17 protein-coding genes are annotated in these 17,211 nt (G+C 60.5%); 10 read left to right on the top strand and 7 right to left on the bottom strand.

Annotated features, from left to right (window positions below; translation table 11 throughout):
* Positions 1–84: 84 nt before the first annotated feature.
* The 3 genes from AB3226_RS21670 to AB3226_RS21660 are packed head-to-tail and all read left to right on the top strand — an operon-like array spanning position 85 to position 5,325.
* Positions 85–2,007 (top strand): IucA/IucC family siderophore biosynthesis protein, encoded by a 1,923-nt coding sequence (locus AB3226_RS21670; protein ID WP_367374548.1) that lies wholly within the window; start codon positions 85–87, stop codon positions 2,005–2,007.
* Positions 1,997–3,217 (top strand): MFS transporter, encoded by a 1,221-nt coding sequence (locus tag AB3226_RS21665; RefSeq protein ID WP_367374547.1) that lies wholly within the window; start codon positions 1,997–1,999, stop codon positions 3,215–3,217. Before AB3226_RS21670 ends, AB3226_RS21665 begins: the two co-directional genes overlap by 11 nt.
* Positions 3,214–5,325 carry a TonB-dependent receptor gene (locus tag AB3226_RS21660; protein ID WP_367374546.1) on the top strand — a complete coding sequence of 704 codons (2,112 nt, stop codon included), beginning with the start codon at positions 3,214–3,216 and terminating at the stop codon, positions 5,323–5,325. Before AB3226_RS21665 ends, AB3226_RS21660 begins: the two co-directional genes overlap by 4 nt.
* A 103-nt stretch (positions 5,326–5,428) precedes the next feature.
* On the opposite strand, the gene AB3226_RS21655 is transcribed toward AB3226_RS21660, so the two are convergent.
* Genes AB3226_RS21655 through AB3226_RS21645 form a run of 3 tightly spaced genes read right to left on the bottom strand, consistent with a single transcriptional unit; the run spans position 5,429 to position 7,293 of the window.
* Entirely contained in the window at positions 5,429–5,971 is a 543-nt protein-coding gene (locus tag AB3226_RS21655) for a DUF2937 family protein (protein WP_008067554.1), read from the bottom strand.
* Between the two features lie 14 nt (positions 5,972–5,985).
* Positions 5,986–6,762, bottom strand: a complete 777-nt coding sequence (locus AB3226_RS21650) for a class II glutamine amidotransferase (protein WP_007898710.1) — start codon at positions 6,760–6,762, stop codon at positions 5,986–5,988.
* Positions 6,763–6,795: 33 nt separating this feature from the next.
* Positions 6,796–7,293, bottom strand: coding sequence for an MFS transporter (locus AB3226_RS21645; RefSeq protein ID WP_367374545.1), 498 nt, complete (start codon positions 7,291–7,293; stop codon positions 6,796–6,798).
* Between the two features lie 302 nt (positions 7,294–7,595).
* Here AB3226_RS21645 and AB3226_RS21640 point away from each other — a divergent pair, with 302 nt between their 5' ends.
* Both AB3226_RS21640 and AB3226_RS21635 read left to right on the top strand, forming a co-directional pair.
* Positions 7,596–9,650, top strand: a complete 2,055-nt coding sequence (locus AB3226_RS21640) for a S9 family peptidase (RefSeq protein ID WP_367374544.1) — start codon at positions 7,596–7,598, stop codon at positions 9,648–9,650.
* 214 nt (positions 9,651–9,864) lie between these two features.
* Positions 9,865–10,338, top strand: coding sequence for a cyclic nucleotide-binding domain-containing protein (locus tag AB3226_RS21635; protein ID WP_095051527.1), 474 nt, complete (start codon positions 9,865–9,867; stop codon positions 10,336–10,338).
* 158 nt (positions 10,339–10,496) lie between these two features.
* On the opposite strand, the gene AB3226_RS21630 is transcribed toward AB3226_RS21635, so the two are convergent.
* Positions 10,497–10,787, bottom strand: a complete 291-nt coding sequence (locus AB3226_RS21630; RefSeq protein WP_095920352.1) for a hypothetical protein — start codon at positions 10,785–10,787, stop codon at positions 10,497–10,499.
* 96 nt (positions 10,788–10,883) lie between these two features.
* Between AB3226_RS21630 and AB3226_RS21625 the strand changes: the two genes are divergently transcribed.
* From AB3226_RS21625 to AB3226_RS21610, 4 genes are all read left to right on the top strand, one after another.
* Positions 10,884–11,570, top strand: a complete 687-nt coding sequence (locus AB3226_RS21625; RefSeq protein WP_007898703.1) for a spermidine synthase — start codon at positions 10,884–10,886, stop codon at positions 11,568–11,570.
* A 49-nt stretch (positions 11,571–11,619) separates the two neighbouring features.
* Positions 11,620–11,991 (top strand): YajD family HNH nuclease, encoded by a 372-nt coding sequence (locus AB3226_RS21620; RefSeq protein WP_007898702.1) that lies wholly within the window; start codon positions 11,620–11,622, stop codon positions 11,989–11,991.
* A gap of 209 nt (positions 11,992–12,200) precedes the next feature.
* Positions 12,201–12,671, top strand: a complete 471-nt coding sequence (locus AB3226_RS21615; RefSeq protein ID WP_123721923.1) for an RNA methyltransferase — start codon at positions 12,201–12,203, stop codon at positions 12,669–12,671.
* Between the two features lie 92 nt (positions 12,672–12,763).
* Positions 12,764–13,141 carry a DUF2892 domain-containing protein gene (locus AB3226_RS21610; RefSeq protein WP_367374543.1) on the top strand — a complete coding sequence of 126 codons (378 nt, stop codon included), beginning with the start codon at positions 12,764–12,766 and terminating at the stop codon, positions 13,139–13,141.
* Positions 13,142–13,371: 230 nt separating this feature from the next.
* Here AB3226_RS21610 and AB3226_RS21605 read toward each other — a convergent pair whose 3' ends face one another.
* Complete coding sequence (locus tag AB3226_RS21605) at positions 13,372–14,601, bottom strand: hypothetical protein (protein ID WP_367374542.1); 1,230 nt, start codon at positions 14,599–14,601, stop codon at positions 13,372–13,374.
* A 136-nt stretch (positions 14,602–14,737) separates the two neighbouring features.
* Entirely contained in the window at positions 14,738–15,187 is a 450-nt protein-coding gene (locus tag AB3226_RS21600) for a YcgN family cysteine cluster protein (protein WP_038979355.1), read from the bottom strand.
* Between the two features lie 278 nt (positions 15,188–15,465).
* On the opposite strand from AB3226_RS21600, the gene AB3226_RS21595 reads away from it, so the two are divergent.
* Positions 15,466–16,059, top strand: coding sequence for a nitroreductase family protein (locus AB3226_RS21595; RefSeq protein ID WP_367374541.1), 594 nt, complete (start codon positions 15,466–15,468; stop codon positions 16,057–16,059).
* 192 nt (positions 16,060–16,251) lie between these two features.
* On the opposite strand, the gene AB3226_RS21590 is transcribed toward AB3226_RS21595, so the two are convergent.
* Positions 16,252–17,184, bottom strand: coding sequence for a D-2-hydroxyacid dehydrogenase (locus tag AB3226_RS21590; protein WP_367374540.1), 933 nt, complete (start codon positions 17,182–17,184; stop codon positions 16,252–16,254).
* Positions 17,185–17,211 lie beyond the last annotated feature (27 nt).

Below are 17,211 nucleotides of genomic sequence, written 5' to 3'. Positions count from 1 at the left end.
ACCACTATCATTTGCATTATTTTTTCAAGGAGGTATTCTTTGCGCGCTTTCAGTTAATCAACTGTCCAGAAGGAGTCGGACCTGATGCGCGGTCACACGCAAAAACAGCAACAATTGCTCGCTCACTGGAGCGAAGCGCTTGGCACTCAGGCTTTCCAGTCCCACCGCATCACACTCGATCATTTGAGCAATGCACTGGAGCCCGCCGCCCAACGCTGTTTCCAACGCCTGATCCAGGCGCTGTTTCGTGAAGATCTGATCAACCCCGACGCCTGCGAATACGACGACTCCAGCCGCTGCTGGCTGCCACTTGGCGATGGCGCGCATCTTTGCTTCGAGCACTTGTCCGGCGGCAGAATGAACAGCTGGGAGGTACGCGGCAGCATCGTTTTGCACACCCCCGACAGACTGCCCCACAAAATCCAGTTGCCCAGCGAACTGCTCGCACACCTCAGCACTCAGCTCAACCCGCCAGCCTCCCCGCAAGTACTGGAACGTCTGGCCCGGGAGCTGGATGACAGCTTCAGCAACGACACCCTGTGCCTGGCGTTTCACCATGGATGGACCGAGCGCCTGAGAGAGCAGATCGATACCGAGTACGACGACAATCTGCTCGCTTGGCTCAAAGCCGACCCTAGCCACCAGAACCCTACGTCATTGCTCGAACAGTGGGGCACGCTCGGCCATCCGTGGCACCCCAACTACAAGACCAAACTGGGTTTGAGCGCCGCTCAGGTCATCGCTTTCTCGCCAGAATTCGAAGCGAGTTTTCCGATTGTCCTGTGCGCTCTGCACCGCCAGTACGCACACGTCGAAGCGCTGGCTGGCACCGCCGATTACTGGGACTGGTGGCAAGGTCACTTCCCACAGGCTGCCGAGCAATTGCAACGCCATTTGCAGCAATTGGGTCTGGATGCAAGGGACTACCTCCCGCTACCGTCGCACCCATGGCAAGCCCATGAAGAACTGCCACATTCGTTCGCCAACGAGATCGCCGACAACCTGCTGATCGTCACTGACATCGTGGCTTTTACCGGCCACCCGACCATGTCGTTCCGCACGGTTCTACCGCAGGCCAGTCGCGTGGCGCCGATGGTCAAACTGCCGGTGGCTTTGCGCCTGACCAGCGTGCAGCGCACCGTGTCGCCGCGCTCGGCCCGAATGGGTCCGCGCATCAGCCAACTGGTATTGGATATTCTCGATCAGGAGCCGCAGATTCAGCGTTTGCTGAACATCGTTCCAGAGCGCATCGGCGTGCACTACGCCCCACTGCCGGCCGATGACGAGCGCTCCCGGCATGCTGCCGTGCTGTATCGCGACAACCCGCTTACCCTACTGCAAGAAGGCGAGTTGGCGGTGCCGGTCGGCAGCCTGTTCGCCGTCAACGAATTCGAACAACCGCTACTGCGTGATTGGGTAAAACTGGCTCAGGGCAGTGACGACAGCGAGGCCATGTTGACGTTCTTCGATGATTACCTGTCGATTGCCGTACCGAGTCTGCTGGGCATTTACCTGATGTATGGCGTGGCGTTCGAAGCGCATCAGCAAAACAGTTTCATGGTGATGGGCGCTGACGGGCAATTGAATCGGCTGCTGTTGCGCGATTTCGGCGATGTTCGTATCGATCGCAAAACCCTGCACGCCAAGGGCCTGGATATCCAGTTGCACGATCCGAAAATGACCCTGTATGACGACTCCGGCTTTGTCCGCGACAAGCTTCTGCACACCACCTTCATGTGCCACCTCGGTGAGCTGACTTTGCTCTGTGCCCGCCACTGGAATGTGCCGGACAGTACCCTTTGGGAGCGATTGGCATCGCACGTTGCGCAGTGCTTCGAGACCTTGCGCGAGCGCGTCGATCCGGCACGTTGGGAAAGCGAGCGCAAGGCCTTGCTGGAACAGGATTGGCCTGCCAAATCATTCATGCGCATGCGCTTGCTCGACAGCCATGCCGACATCGTCGGACGCCTGAGTAACCCGCTGCGACCCAACACCCATGCTCGCTGACGGTCGCGCCTTGCGACTGCTGATCGTCATCCAGTTTGTCTCCATGGGCGCAATGGAAATGAGCGGCCCGTTCTGGCCCTTGCAGATCCAGCATCTGCTCGGGCCAGCGGGCGCAGGCTACACCGCGCTGTTATCGGCGCTGGTCTATGCCGGTCCGATGCTGGCGGCCATGCTCCTGACCCCTATGTGGGGCCGGCTGGGGGATCGCACCGGACACAAACCGATGATTGTTCGGGCGTTGCTGGCACTCGCGCTGTGCCAAGGGTTGGCGGCCATCACCCTCGACCCGTGGCTGCTGGTAGGTATTCGCGTGATGCAAGGTGCATTGGCCGGTTTTCTCGCTGCCGCGCAAGCCTACGCCTTGGCCTGCTGCGACAGTTCCAGACGGGGTCACACCCTGGCCCGCCTGCAATCGGCAACCGCCGTCGGCTCATTGATCGGCCCGGTGTTGGGTGGCTGGCTGATGGACGTCTCGGGATTTGCCCTGCTCTGCTATGGCGCAACGGCGATTTGCCTGCTGTGTGCTCTGGGGAGTTTTTTCCTGCCGGCCGACAAGGCCCGGACCTCGAAGAAAAAAGCGGTTGAACCGGTTGCCCTGCCCAAAGGCTGGCTCGGTGGAATCCTGTTGGTGATCGTGTTGATTCAGGCCGCGAAGATGATGCCGCAGTCGTTCTACGCCCTGTACGTCGCGAACATTCTGCATGCCCCAGGCTGGCTGATCGGCGCCACCTACGCGGCGAGCGCCGCGACCCTGGCTATTTCCGCACCGCTGTGGGGACGTCTGTTCGACCGCTGGCAGCCCGCCTACACCTTGCGCGTCATTGAAGGCGTGGCCTGGCTGTGTGCCCTGACGCTGGCGGCCACGGCATTGGCCAACGAATGGCTGGGGTTTCTCGTCAGTCGACTCGTCTGGGGCATCTGGCAAGGCGCCCTGCTGCCCGTCGCCTATGCATTGATCGCCAACACCATTTCCATCACCCAGCAAGGGTTCGCGCTCGGCCTGGGCAACAGCGCGGCAAAGGCTGGCGCTCTGCTCGGTGTCGTCCTTGGCGGGATAGGCATGGGCGTGGTTGGCCTGGCTCACAGTTTCTGGCTGGTGGCGCTGACCTACGCCATCGCCGCCATCGGGATCCGCTGGGTGCGCTCGTTCAACGCCGCGCCTGACCTTATCGCCCCACACTTATCACAACTAAAAAAGACCACGTCATGATCCGAACCAAGCTCTCCCTGCTGATCCCGCTGCTCGGTACCTTCAGCGCCCAGACCTGGGCAGAGGATACCGAGCAGCAGCCCGGCACCTTGAACATGCAAGCCACCGTCGTCTCCGCGACTCGTAGCGAAGCGAGCATTGCTTCGATTCCGGGCTCGGTCCAGGTGATCGACGAACAGCAGGTCCGTGAGCAGAGCGGCGCGGGTCGCCGCGTCTCCGACATCCTCGGGCAATTGGTCCCCGGTCTTGCGCCGTCCAGCGGCGGAATGAGCAACTTCGGTCAGACCCTGCGCGGGCGCAACATGCTGGTGTTGATCGATGGCGTATCGCAGAACGCCACGCGCGACAACTTCCGCCAGCTCAACAGCATCGCCCCGGCCAGCATCGAACGCATCGAAGTGATCTCCGGCGCCAGCAGCATCTACGGTGCCGGTGCTTCAGGCGGCATCATCAACATCATCACCAAGCGCAATCAGGGCCAGGACATTGCCTACAGCAGCAAACTGGGCCTGACCAGCGGCAACAACCTCAACCGCAAAGGCTTCGCCTACGAAGCCTTCCAGAGTGCGACGGGGCGCAAGGATGCCCTTGACTGGTACGTCTCCGCCGACCTGACCCAGCGTAACGATCAGTTCGATGGCAACGGCGACCGCATCCCTCAAGACACTTCCCAAGGCAGCAACATGGACACCGAAACCTATGACCTGCAAGGTCGTTTCGGTTACGAGCTGGATGCCGACAAAAAACTCAGCCTGTCGCTGCAGGACTACAAGGATCAGCAGGATACTGGCTACACAAAAGACCCGACAAACCGGCAGGAAGCCGTGGCGGTCAAAGGGCTGAAACTCGACGACCAGCCCTACACCCATAACCAGGCGGTCAACCTCAACTACACCGACAAGGACTTCTACGGTCAGGGCCTGCAACTGGAAAGCTACTGGCGCCGCGCCGATGCGTTGTTCTTTCCAGACCTGTCGCGAGGCCGGGCCGGGATTTCCGACAACAACAGTATTCAGGATGTCTACGGCCTGCGCGCGGCCATCGACACGCCGCTGCCGGCGATCGGGAGTGCCACGGGCAATCTGGTCTGGGGCGCCGACTATGATAATGAGCGCTCTCGCCAACGAGGTGATCAATACAGGCTCAATGGCCTGAATTACACCAAGACCGGCACCACCTACGAGCTGGGCCCGGACATCGAAACCACCACCAAATCGCTGTTCGGGCAGATGTCCTGGGACATCGGTGACTGGACCTTGCGTGGCGGTGTGCGCCGTGAATGGATCGAAAGCGACGTCTCCGACAGCATCGCTTATGGTCAGATCGTCCAGACCGGCGTACGCGCAACGCTGCCCGGTGACACCCTCAAATACGATGCCACGCTGTACAACCTGGGGGCGGTCTACCACCTGAGTGAAAACCAGGACGTCTTCGCCAATTACAGCCAGGGGTTTTCGCTACCTGATATCCAGCGCTTCATGCGTGATGTCAGCAGCACTTTCGACATTCAGAGTCTCAACGCCCAGGCCATCAAAGTTGATAGTTACGAGCTGGGCTGGCGCGGTAACTGGGACCAGTGGCAGGCCGACGTCACCGTGTACGAAAACACCTCGGACGTGACCCAGTTCTACGATGCCAATGATCGCGTATTGCGCCTGATCAACCAGAAAGAGCGAGTTCGCGGTATCGAAAACAGCCTGACCTACCGCGCGACCGATCGCTGGTCGGTGGGTGGCACTTATGCCTGGGCCAAAGGCGAAACCGAGCAGAACGGCAAATGGATCGATCTGCCGGCTACGCGCATCTCACCGGCCAAGACCACACTGTTCGTCGGCTACACCGAAGACGACTACACCCTGCGCTTGCAAGGCATGCATTTGTCCAGTTACGACGCCGCCGCCAAGGACGACAACGGACGCGAGATCGAAGGCTATACGCTGGTGGACTTGCTCGGCTCCGTGCAACTGCCGGTCGGTCGTCTTGAAGGCGGCGTGTACAACCTGACTGATCACACGTACCAGAACCTGTTCACCCAGGCCAACGCCAGAGCCCCGTACGCCAATGCTGAAGGCCGCACGCTGAGCATGAGCTACTCGGTGGATTGGTAAAAACAGGAACCTGCTTGCTGTAGGAGCGGCGGTGCAGCGATCCGACTTGCCGGCGAAGGCGTTCTTAAGAGCGCCTTCGCCGGCAAGCCTGGCTCCTACAGTGTTACAGGCCGCGCACATCCCGGTCTTCGATCGGCCGGCTCTGGCGCAAACGCTTGCCGCCCAGCACCACCCAGTCGATCAGTCGGAACAGGCATTCAATGCCGAACGACAGCAGCAACGCGCCACTCATGCCCCATATCATCGCTTCCGGCGTCAGCAGGATCTGGTAGCTGTAGCCGTTCCAGGTTTCCTTGCGAATATCCGGATCGGCGGCCAGGGCCACTTGCAGGACGCGGATGTACCACGGGCCCTGCATGGCCTGGAATTGCTTGTCGAGGGCCAGTTGACGGGTGAGCAAAGTGCTCAGGCTGTCGGCATCGCTGCGAAAGATCGGGTCTTCGCTGGCACGGTAATGGGCCACGAGCGCCTGCATATCACCTTTGAAAAATTGATTGGCGGTGCCCTGAAAACCGCTCAAACCGGTCTGCGCCTCGATCAGATGCGCCTCGACCCGCTTGGCATAGTCACTGATGAACCCAGGCACCTGGACACCGATCAACAGGCCCGCCGCGAACAACACCAGCCGTAGATAACTGAGCAACATGGGGGAAGGAATCCTTATTCGGTCTTGCCCTGACTGACGCATTCACCGCGTCGCCAGAGGCTCCATTGGCCCGGCTCGTAGCGGGTCCAGGTTTCGTTTTCGGTCAAGGGTTCGGTGGCAATCACCGTGACCACGTCGTTGGGTGTGGTTTCGGCCTGGAAGTCGACGATCACATCGACGTCCTTCAAACGCGCCGGGCCGAACGGGGCACGGCGGGTGATCTGCGCCAGTTTGCTCGAGCAGTAGCAGAACAGCCAGTCACCGTCGCTGAGCAAGCAGTTGAACACGCCTTTGCTGCGGTACTCGGCGCAGGCGGCCACCAGGTCCGGCAACAGTGCTTCGATCTCTACCGGCTCGGGGAACGCTGCACGCACCCGATTGAGTAAATCGCAAAATGCCGCTTCGCTGTCGGTATCGCCAACGGGGCGGTAAAAACTGGCGGTCGGGTTGAAATCGGCCAACTGGCCGTTGTGGGCGAAACACCAGTTGCGCCCCCACAACTCGCGCACGAACGGGTGAGTATTGGACAGGCAGACCTTGCCGACATTGGCCTGGCGGATGTGCCCGATCACCACTTCGCTTTTGATCGGATAGCGCTGCACCAGGTTCGCCACTTCCGACTCGCTGCTCGCCGCCGGGTCCTGGAACAGCCGCAGGCCACGGCCTTCATAAAAAGCGATGCCCCAACCGTCACGGTGCGGCCCGGTACGGCCGCCGCGCTGCATCAACCCGGTGAAGCTGAACACGATATCGGTCGGGACATTGGCGCTCATGCCCAATAACTCACACATGCTCGGATTCTCTATGAAAAGGCAGGGGCAAGGTTACAGACGCGGTTCGACCCGCAAACGCTGAGGGTTACTCGGCACCGGTGGCCGGCCGTAACGATCATCGCCGGCACCGCCGAAAGGCTGATCGTCGTCAGGCTCGTCGGCCCGCGCCGCTGCCTTGGCGGCAGCCGCCTGTTCCTTGCGAGCGTTGGAAGCGCGCTCGATGGGAAAACGGATCGCCACGAAAACCAGGTAAATGCCGAAGACAATCATGCCGTACATGAATAGATCGGAAACCGCGCGCCAGGCGTTGTTGCCGACCTTGAACAGCAAGTCGAGGGCAGTAATGGCGATGGCCGGGGCGACCTTTTCCTTCACTGGGTCGATGATGGTCGGGCTGAACAGCAACACCGCCATCAGAAGCCGCAACGGCTCACGCAGCCAGCGCCACATCCAGCGGGTGATGCGCATCCACACCAACAGGCAGCCTAAAGCGGCAAAGGCGTAGAGGCCCCAAGCGATCAGATAGTCGTTCTCGGTCATGGTGTCCATGGCAAGGCAGGCAAAGAGGCGCTTATAGTAACGACTTTTCGCACGTCAGGCTTGTCCCAATACCAGTCGGGCAAGACACAGACCCTGTGGGAGCGAGCTTGTGTGGTGAGGGGCTTTTGTGCTCGGGAGCTTTTGTGGCGAGGGAGCTTGCTCCCGTTGGGCTGCGAAGCGGCCCCAAAAAAAAGGAACTGCTGCGGCAGTTCAACGGGAGCAAGCTCCCTCGCCACAGACAAGCCCCCTCACCATAAGCCCGCTCCCACAGGTTGCGAGCCCCTATTCCGTACATTGTTCGAGAGCCATTCATGCCCCTATCCGCCAACGTCAACAGCGCTCCGATTGCCCACAAGGCCGAAGGTTCCGACCCGTATGCCTGGCTGCAGGAGCGCGACACCGACGCGGTGCTCGATTACCTGAAAGCTGAAAACCGTTATCAAGAGGCACAAACCGCCGATCAGGCCGGGCTGCGCGAAACCCTGTTCGAAGAGATCAAGGGGCGGATTCTCGAAACCGATCTGTCGCTGCCCTCCCCCTGGGGCCCGTACCTGTATTACACCCGCACCACTGCCGGCGACGAATACGCCCGCCACTACCGCTGCCCGCGTCCGGTCGATGGCAGCCTGCAGATCGACGAAAGCCAGGAACTACTGCTGCTTGATCCGAACGTGTTGGCCAAGGGTGGCTTCTTTTCCCTGGGCGCGTTCAGCATCAGCCCGGACCACCAGCGCCTGGCCTACAGCATCGACTCCAGCGGCGAAGAGATTTACACGCTGTTCGTGAAGGAATTATCCAGCGGCCGCGTCAGCGAACTGGAATTCCAGGATTGCGACGGCAGCATGACCTGGGCCAACGACAGCCTGACGCTGTTCTTCGGCGAACTCGACGACACCCATCGCCCGCACAAACTGTTCCGCTATCGGCTGGACGGCACCGCGGCCGAAGAAGTGTTCCACGAGCCAGACGGCCGATTCTTCCTGCATTGCTACCGCTCAAGCTCCGAACGGCAACTGCTGTTGTCGCTGGGCAGCAAGACCACCAGCGAAGTCTGGGTGCTCGACGCCTCGCTGCCGCATCAGGCCTTTACCTGCCTGGCGCCGAGGGTCGAAGAGCACGAGTACGATGTCGACCACGGCAAACTCGATGGCGAGTGGACGTGGCTGATCCGTACCAACCGCGACGGCATCAACTTTGCCCTGTACCAGGCCGCCGATACTGGTGTCGCGCCGACCGAAGCCGATTGGCAGAACCTGATTCCCCACAGCGACACGGTGATGCTCGAAGGGATGAGCCTGAACGCCGAGGCCATGACCCTGAGCCTGCGCGAAGGTGGCCTGCCGATCATCGAAGTGCGCCCACGGGACTTGGTGCCATATCGCGTGCAATTGCCGGACGCGGCCTACAGCCTGCACGTGCAGAACAGCCTGGAATTTGTCAGCGACCGGATCCGTCTGCGCTACGAAGCCTTGAACCGTCCGGCGCAGATCCGCCAACTGATTCTGACCACCGGCGAGCAGCAAGTCCTCAAGGAAACCCCGGTGCTCGGCCCGTTCGACGCCGATGCGTATGTCAGCCAGCGTCTTTGGGCGACGGCACCGGACGGCACGCAAGTGCCGATCAGCCTTGTGGTCAAACGCGAATTCCTCGGCAAGCCGACGCCGCTTTATCTGTACGGCTACGGCGCCTACGGCGAAAGTCTCGACCCTTGGTTCTCCCACGCGCGCCTGAGCCTGCTGGATCGCGGCATGGCGTTTGCCATCGCTCATGTACGCGGTGGCGGTGAGCTGGGCGAAGCCTGGTACCGCGCCGGCAAGCAGGAGCACAAGCACAACACCTTCAGCGACTTCATTGCCTGCGCCGAACACCTGATCGCCAACGGCTTTACCACCCCATCGCAGCTGGCGATCAGCGGCGGCAGCGCCGGTGGTTTGCTGATCGGCGCGGTACTCAATCAGCGGCCGGAGCTGTTCGCTGCGGCGATTGCCGAAGTGCCGTTCGTCGACGTGCTCAACACCATGCTCGACCCGGAACTGCCGCTGACCGTCACGGAATACGACGAGTGGGGCAACCCGCAAGAGCCGGACGTCTATGATCGGATCAAGGCCTACGCCCCGTACGAAAACGTCACTGCGCAAGCCTATCCGGCAACGCTGGTGATCGCCGGCTACAACGACAGTCGCGTGCAGTACTGGGAAGCGGCCAAGTGGGTGGCGAAATTGCGCGCGACCAAAACTGACACCAACGCCTTGTTGCTCAAGACTGAACTGGGCGCCGGGCATGGCGGGATGAGCGGTCGCTATCAGGGATTACGTGACGTAGCCCTCGAATACGCATTTGTTTTCAAGGTTTTGGGCATCGCCTGAGGAACTTGGCCCGGCGTGCAGGTCTTAACACCAGACACCGGGCCCCGAGACAACACATCCCCTGTGGGAGCGGGCTTGCCCGCGATGAGGCCATCACATTCAATATCAACATTGGCTGTGACATCGTCATCGCGGGCAAGCCCGCTCCCACAGGGAATGATGGGTGACGGAAGGCCCGGAACAGACACAGACACAAAAAAAAGACCGTGACGACATGTCAGAACCGACCTTATTGAACAAAGAAATTCGCGACTGGCTGATGGACTGCGGCCTGTTCGATCAACTGTTGCCGGCAGATTTCGTGGCGGCTTCGGGTTACTTCAGCATCAGCACCATCGCCGAAGGTGAAGAGATTTTCCATGAGGGCGATGCCGGCAGTTTCATGTGCATCATCCATACCGGCCAGGTCGCGGTGCAGAAGACCAACAGCGACGGGCAGCGGGTGACCATGGCCACCTTGCGCAGCGGTCGGGCGTTCGGCGAAATGGCCGTGCTCGATGGCGAAAGACGCTCAGCCAGTTGCGTGGCCGCGAGCAATTGCCAGTTGCTCAACCTGGGCAAGGACTCCCTGGAAAAGATGCTCAACGACGCGCCGAAAATCGCCGCCAAAATCATCCGCGCCCTCGCCGTTTCCCTTTCCAAACGCTTGCGCATGGCCGATGGACAACTGCTCTCGCAGCAGATTTAGTGTCCTGCCTCACAAATACGTTCTTCTTTTGACGAGTGGCTGTTGTCGTCAGGCAAGGCGCCGCGACGAGTCATAGCCCGCTATGGCGAGGAGCAGCAACGCAGCCCGGCGGCAACAGACGCCGTCAAAAAAGAACAGTATTTGTGAGACAGGACACCTTACCCGCCCGGCGTTTTGATTTTCGTTGTACTCGGCTCAAGGCCCGGCAAGGTCTGGTCTTTGGGTGGGTTGGGCATTTCGATCGGCGGCAACAGCGGTGGCCCGCCACTGCCGGAACCGGCCTTGGGCACGCTGGTCGGGGTGATCTGCGGGTACGGCGTCGGGGTGGCGGTGCCGGGTGAACCGGGCATCGGCACGGGGCTGGTGGGGATGGTTTGCAGCTCCTGGGCCTGCACTGCAGTTATCGAGAGCGCGGCCAAGGCAATGACCGTTAGAATGGTGCGCTTCATCAATGGCTCCGTTGGCCTTGTTGTCTTTTTGCAGGCTACTCCCAACTGCGCGTGTTTGCCTTCCTCCGTATATCAATTTCTCCTCAAGAGAGCCCCATGAAACGTTTCGTTCTGCTCGACACCACCCCCATCCCTGAAAACGGCGGTGCCCTGTGCCTGTTCGAATACGGCGAGGACTTCGTCATCAAGATTCAGGGCGGTGACGGCGGGCAGTTGATGAACACCCGCATGCACGGCTCCGAAGATGCCCTGGCCGAAATCCCCTGCCGCAAGGTCGCCGGCCGGCCGAATTCGCGCGTGTTGATCGGTGGCCTGGGCATGGGCTTCACCCTCGCCTCGGCGCTCAAGCATTTGGGTAAAACGGCCGAAGTGGTGGTCGCCGAATTGGTACCTGGCGTGGTGGAGTGGAACCGCGGACCGTTGGGCGAGAAAGCCGGCAACCCGCTGCTTGACCCGCGCACCGTGATCCGCATGGAAGATGTGGCCAAGGTTCTGCAAGCCGAGCCACAAGGTTTCGATGCGATCATGCTCGACGTCGACAACGGCCCCGAAGGTTTGACCCAGAAAGCCAACAGCTGGCTCTACTCCGCCGGCGGCCTGAGCGCGTGCGCCAAGGCCCTGCGGCCAAAAGGCGTGCTGGCGGTGTGGTCGGCCAGCGCTGACCGGCAGTTTTCCGACAAGCTGAAAAAAGCCGGTTTCAAGGCCGAGGAAGTGCAAGTGTTCGCCCACGGCAACAAGGGCACCCGCCACACCATCTGGATTGCCGAGAAGCTCAAGGGCTGAGCTAAACTCACGTCATAACCGTCATTAGTCTTTTTACAAAGGTGAACCCATGAGTTCGTCCACCCCAACCAATACATCGAAGCTGGACCGCATCCTTGCCGACAACCAGCGCGACAAGGAAATGGGTTACCGCGACAAAGCCCTGAAGATGTACCCGCACGTGTGCGGCCGCTGCGCCCGTGAGTTCTCCGGCAAACGCCTGAGCGAACTGACCGTGCATCACCGCGACCACAACCACGACAACAACCCTCAGGATGGCTCGAACTGGGAGCTGTTGTGCCTGTATTGCCACGACAACGAACACTCGCGTTATACCGATCAGCAGTATTTCGATGAAGGTTCGCTGAGTACGCCGAAGATTGCCAAGGCGACGCACAACCCGTTTGCGGCGTTGGCGGGGTTGATGAAGAAAGAAGACTGAAGACTTTCAGCGCCTGAACCGGCCCCATCGCGGGCAAGCCCGCTCCCACAGTGATTGGCGGTGGAACACAGATGTTGTGTACACCGCGGCCCCTGTGGGAGCGGGCTTGCCCGCGATAGCATTTGTCCGAGCACCACCAATCTCCAAACTGAACACCCCTCCCCCAATCCCCGTATAATCGCCGTTTTTTCCCCGAAGGCACCCCGCTCGTGGCAGATAAACGGTACAGCTGCATTGGTTTGTATAACCCCAAATCACCGGAGAACGTCGGTTCGGTAATGCGCGCCGCCGGCTGTTATGGCGTGGCGTCGGTTTTTTACACCGGCAAGCGTTATGAACGCGCTGCCGATTTCGTCACCGACACCAAGAAAGTCCACTGCGACATTCCACTGATCGGCATCGACGACCTGAAAAAAATCCTGCCTCTTGGCTGTGTGCCGGTCGCCGTGGAACTGGTCGACGGCGCCCGCTCGCTGCCGGAATACACTCACCCGGATCGCGCCCTCTACATCTTCGGCCCCGAAGACGGCTCGCTGGATAAAGAAATCCGCGACTGGTGCGAAGACGTGGTCTACATCCCGACCACCGGCTGCATGAACCTGGCGGCCACCGTCAACGTTGTGCTGTATGACCGCATGGCCAAGGGCAACAACACCCGCTCCGGTCCGAAATTCCGCTGAATTGCCGCCTATTCGATGGAACAAGCCGCTCGCCCAGGCAGTCAGCTAAGTATCTATTGCTGAAGCAACCCTTCCCTGCCTGGAGACAGATCATGCGCGAGTTCAATCCTGTAGAACGTATCGAAACCACCCCGTTCCAGAGCCCTTCCGTACAGAACGTTCATGGTTGGGAACGCGCTGGCTCCCTGGCGGGTGGCGTGGTCATGCTGAGCAAGGGCCTGCGACGCGGCGGCGTGTTCGGATTGATCGAAATGGCTATCGGCGGCATGGCCCTGGCCCGTGGCATTACCGGGCATTGCTCGGCGAAAAGGCTGTTGGAAAAGAACCGTCAGGACATGAAAAACGCACGCGCGAGAATCGAACGCGCCGGGGATGAGCTGAGCCGCATGAAAGCCAATGCCGAAGCGGCGACCAGCACGGCGACCGTGACGGGAAATGATTCGTTGAACTCGCCGAAGGCTGGCGTCTGATCCGAACATTTCGGTGGGGTCAGGGCCTCTTCGCGGGCAAGCCCGCTCCCACAGGGTTATGCGGCCTACACAACATTTGTGATCACCGCCAGTTACTGTGGGAGCGGGCTTGCCCGCGATGACGACAGCACATTCACCATTGATGTGTCAGAGAGGTCGTTATCGCGGGCAAACCACGCTCCCACAGGTTCTGAACTGACTGGCATAGGGGCTTGCCCGCGATGGCGGTGCTACTGAAGCAACCCGCTATCAAGCACCTTGGAAGACTCGCCAATTACGCTTTCCACGAGCTGAACGAATGCCTTGGTATCCACACTTTCCAACTGCATCGCCCCACGCAGCACATCATCCAGCGAGCGCTTGTTGCGGGTTTTCAGGCGAATCTCGCGATCCAGTTCCTGTAACAACACTACCGCTTTGGCCACCTGCGCCGGGTTGATCTGCTCACCGCGCAACGTGCTGACCTTCTGGCTGTCCTTGACCAACTTGCTGTGTAGGCTTTCATACCGCTCATCACTCATGCCGCCTGCGCGGCGCACCAGTTCGATGGCGTAATACTCGGCAAACCCTTCGCTGATCCAGTCGCTGCGCTGGCTGTCGTTGATCCGCCCGAACACCTGAGCCAATTCACGCACCAAGGCACTGCTGCCGCTTTCGCTGACCAGCGGCAGACGCGTGTTCAGATAGATCGATTCATGCGCGGCCGAGCTGCCGCGCCACATCGGGTCGTTGGCGCCGACAATCAGCAACTTGCTGGGATGACGCGGAAAAGTTTCCTGCACTTGCGGCCAGACAAAGGTCAGCAGCGTCAGCACGTCCATGCGGCGCATGCCCTGCCCCTGTGGCGAGGCGACGGTGACTTCGGTTTCCCCCAGCCGCGTGCGACGGCTGCCTAGATGGCCGGCGAGCATCCAGCCAGTGGGGCGGTCGAACAGACGCGAGACGTTATCGATCCGGAACTTGTTCTTGCCGATCCGCGGCCAGGCGGTTTCGACGCTTTTCCAACCGGTGGGCAATTCGAATTCAAGGCGTGAAACCAGTTCGATGCCGTCCTGCTGATCGAGTTTGGCCGCGGGCACCAGGTCATCGCCGCGCATCAGCGCCCAGTTCGGCGTCATTCGGGTGTCGAAGCTGCCGCTCTTGCGCCCATGGCTGATGCTCACGCGGTAGGTCAGGCTGGCCTTGTCGGCGGTCGGGCGCCAGACACCACGGGCCTGTTTGCCGGGGGTGAGTTGCCATTGGCCATCGGCCTTGAAATCACTGTAGTGACTGCCGTCGCCCAAGTCGAAATCCAGACTGCGCACCGCCGAGCCCTGGGCCAGAGTCAAGCGCACTTCGGCCTGATCACTTTGCGGCAACAGGCGCACGTGATAATCCAGATCGACTTTCTGCGCCGCCCACACGGGCAAACTCAGGGCCAAAAGCCCAAAGGCCAACACCCGCCGCACTCCCACAGCCATACCCACTCCTAGTGTGGCGAGCGAGCTTGCTCGCGCTGGGCTGCGTAGCGGCCCCAAATTCTTGTAATCACTGCCGATTTTGTGAGTGCTACGCACTCAAGCGGGAGCAAGCTCCCTCGCCACAAAGCAATGGGAATCAACCCGCGCGAAAAATCAGATGGTCTTCCCAATCGTCTTCGGCCACGCTGCCTTCGGCGAGCATGCGCCCGGACTGGGAAATACGTTCGTGATGCACCGCCTCGCGATCACCGCACACCAGGTGATGCCAGAGCGGCAAATCCTTGCCTTCGCTGACCAGGCGATAACCGCAGGTCGGCGGCAGCCATTTGAATTCATCAGCCTTGCCCGGCGTGAGCTGGATGCAATCGGGCACAAAGTCGCGGCGGTTGGGGTAATCGGTGCACTGACAGGTTTTGAGGTCCAGCAATTTGCAGGCGATGCGCGTGTAGTAGACGGAGTTGTCGTCCTCGTCCTCGAGTTTTTGCAGGCAGCACAGGCCACAGCCATCGCACAGCGATTCCCATTCCTCTTGATCGAGTTGATCGAGGGTTTTGCGTATCCAGAACGGTTCGACTTTGGCGGCCATGGTTCAAGCATCAACATCAGGTGGTGAAAAGGCCGCCAGTCTAGTGCCAAGGCACCGGCGGGCCAAGCATTGGCGACTGCCGGTACACGGCACTTGTGAGTTTTTGCGCCGCCCGGTAGCTTTGCCAGTCACAAAGAGCCCTGCCCAAGTGCCATTAACGCTCAACCGCGTTGCATTCAGGTGAATGGCCCAGGCGCTCGGAAAACCCCATCGCTCAGCCCAACTGCGCCCGCCGGTTTTTAGACGACCCTCACTTTCAAACGTAAAGGAATCTCTTGATGAGTGCTAACCCACGCGTTGCCGATTACGCCATTCATCCTCAGTTCACCGATCGCTGGTCGCCCCGTGCCTTCACCGGCGAAACCATTGCCGAAGAGACGCTGCTGAGCTTCTTCGAAGCCGCACGCTGGGCACCATCGGCGTACAACTCGCAGCCTTGGCGGTTTCTTTATGCGCGCCGCGACACGCCGAACTGGGAACGTTACCTGGGCCTGTTGAATGAGTTCAACCGCAGCTGGGCTCAGCACGCCTCGGCACTGGTGATCGTGGTCTCGAAAACCACCTTTGCGATACCTGGCGCCACCGAAGAAACACCGGCGCTGTCGCACACCTTCGACACCGGTTCGGCCTGGGGCCACCTGGCGCTGCAAGCGAGCATCAGCGGCTGGCACACCCACGGCATGGCCGGCTTCGATCAGGACCTGACCCGAAAAGAGCTGAATATTCCTGAGGGTTATGCGCTGCACGCGGCGGTGGCGATCGGCAAGCTGGGTGATAAGGCGACGCTGGCCGAGTACCTGCAAGCTCGCGAAGAGCCGAGCCCGCGTCGTCCGCTGAGCGAGTTGGCGGCTGAAGGTGATTTCACCCTCTAACCAACAACATAAAACCCCATGTGGGAGCGAGCTGTGGCGAGGGGGCTTGCCCCCGTTGGGCTGCGAAGCGGCCCCAAAATCGACTGCCTTGATGCATTTGTAAACCGTGTTTACCGGTTTACGACTGCTGCGCAGCCGAACGGGAGCAAGCCCCCTCGCCACAGTTGCTCCCACATTTTGATCGGGGTGGATTCAATAGCCGCGATTGAAATCCACTTCCCCACGCAACGCTTCACCCGCCTGATACGCCCGCAGGTTTTCGACGAACAACTTCACCATCATCGGTGGCGAAGTCGGTGCCGAGCTGTGACCAGTCAGCAGCAGGCCCCACGCGGTCCAGAACGGATGGCGTTGCGGCAACGGCTCCTGACGACAGACGTCGATCACGGCCCCGGCCAGATGCCCTTCCTTCAAGGCTTCCACCAGATCCGCATCGACCACCGCCACACCGCGCCCGACGTTGATGAACAACCCGGTCGGCTTGAACTGCTTGAACAGTGCGGCGTCGTACAGGTCGTGAGTATTGGGGGTATTGGGCAGCAGATTGATCACGTAATCCACTTCACCGACCAGGCGCGGCAAGTCGCTCAGCGCGCCGATTTCGACAAAGGGCGCCTGCTCACGGGCTTCGCTGGCGATGCCGTATAACTCGACGCCAAACGGCAACAGAAACTGCGCCACGGACTGACCGATGTCACCGGTACCGACGATCAACACCTTGCGTCCGGCCAGGCTTTGACCCTGGCGGTTGTCCCACTTGCGCTCGACCTGGCTGACCAGCCGCGGCAGTACTTCGCGCTCGTGGCCGAGCATGTAGGTCAGTACGTATTCGGCCATGACCTGACCGAAAATCCCTACCGCCCGAGTCAGGCGATAGTGCCGAGGCAGGCCGTCAGCCAGCAACGGCGTGATGCCGGCCCAGGTCGATTGCAGCCATTGTGGTTCGTGGCCCTGACGCAGCAAGGTCGCCAGCAGGTCCGGCTGACCGAGCCAGACTTGGCACTCGGCGGCCTGACGGGCCAGTTCGGCGGAGTCGCCGCTGGTCAGAACTTCCAGATCAGGCGCTGCCTGACGCAACAGTTGGGCATACACAGGGTGGTCGTGTTCAGCAATCAGAACGCGCATGGTTCAAACCTTTCAAAAACAGTGCAG

It is taken from the genome of Pseudomonas lini, from assembly GCF_964063345.1.
Lineage (GTDB): Bacteria > Pseudomonadota > Gammaproteobacteria > Pseudomonadales > Pseudomonadaceae > Aquipseudomonas > Aquipseudomonas lini_B.
This window is presented reverse-complemented; position numbering and strand designations above follow the sequence as displayed.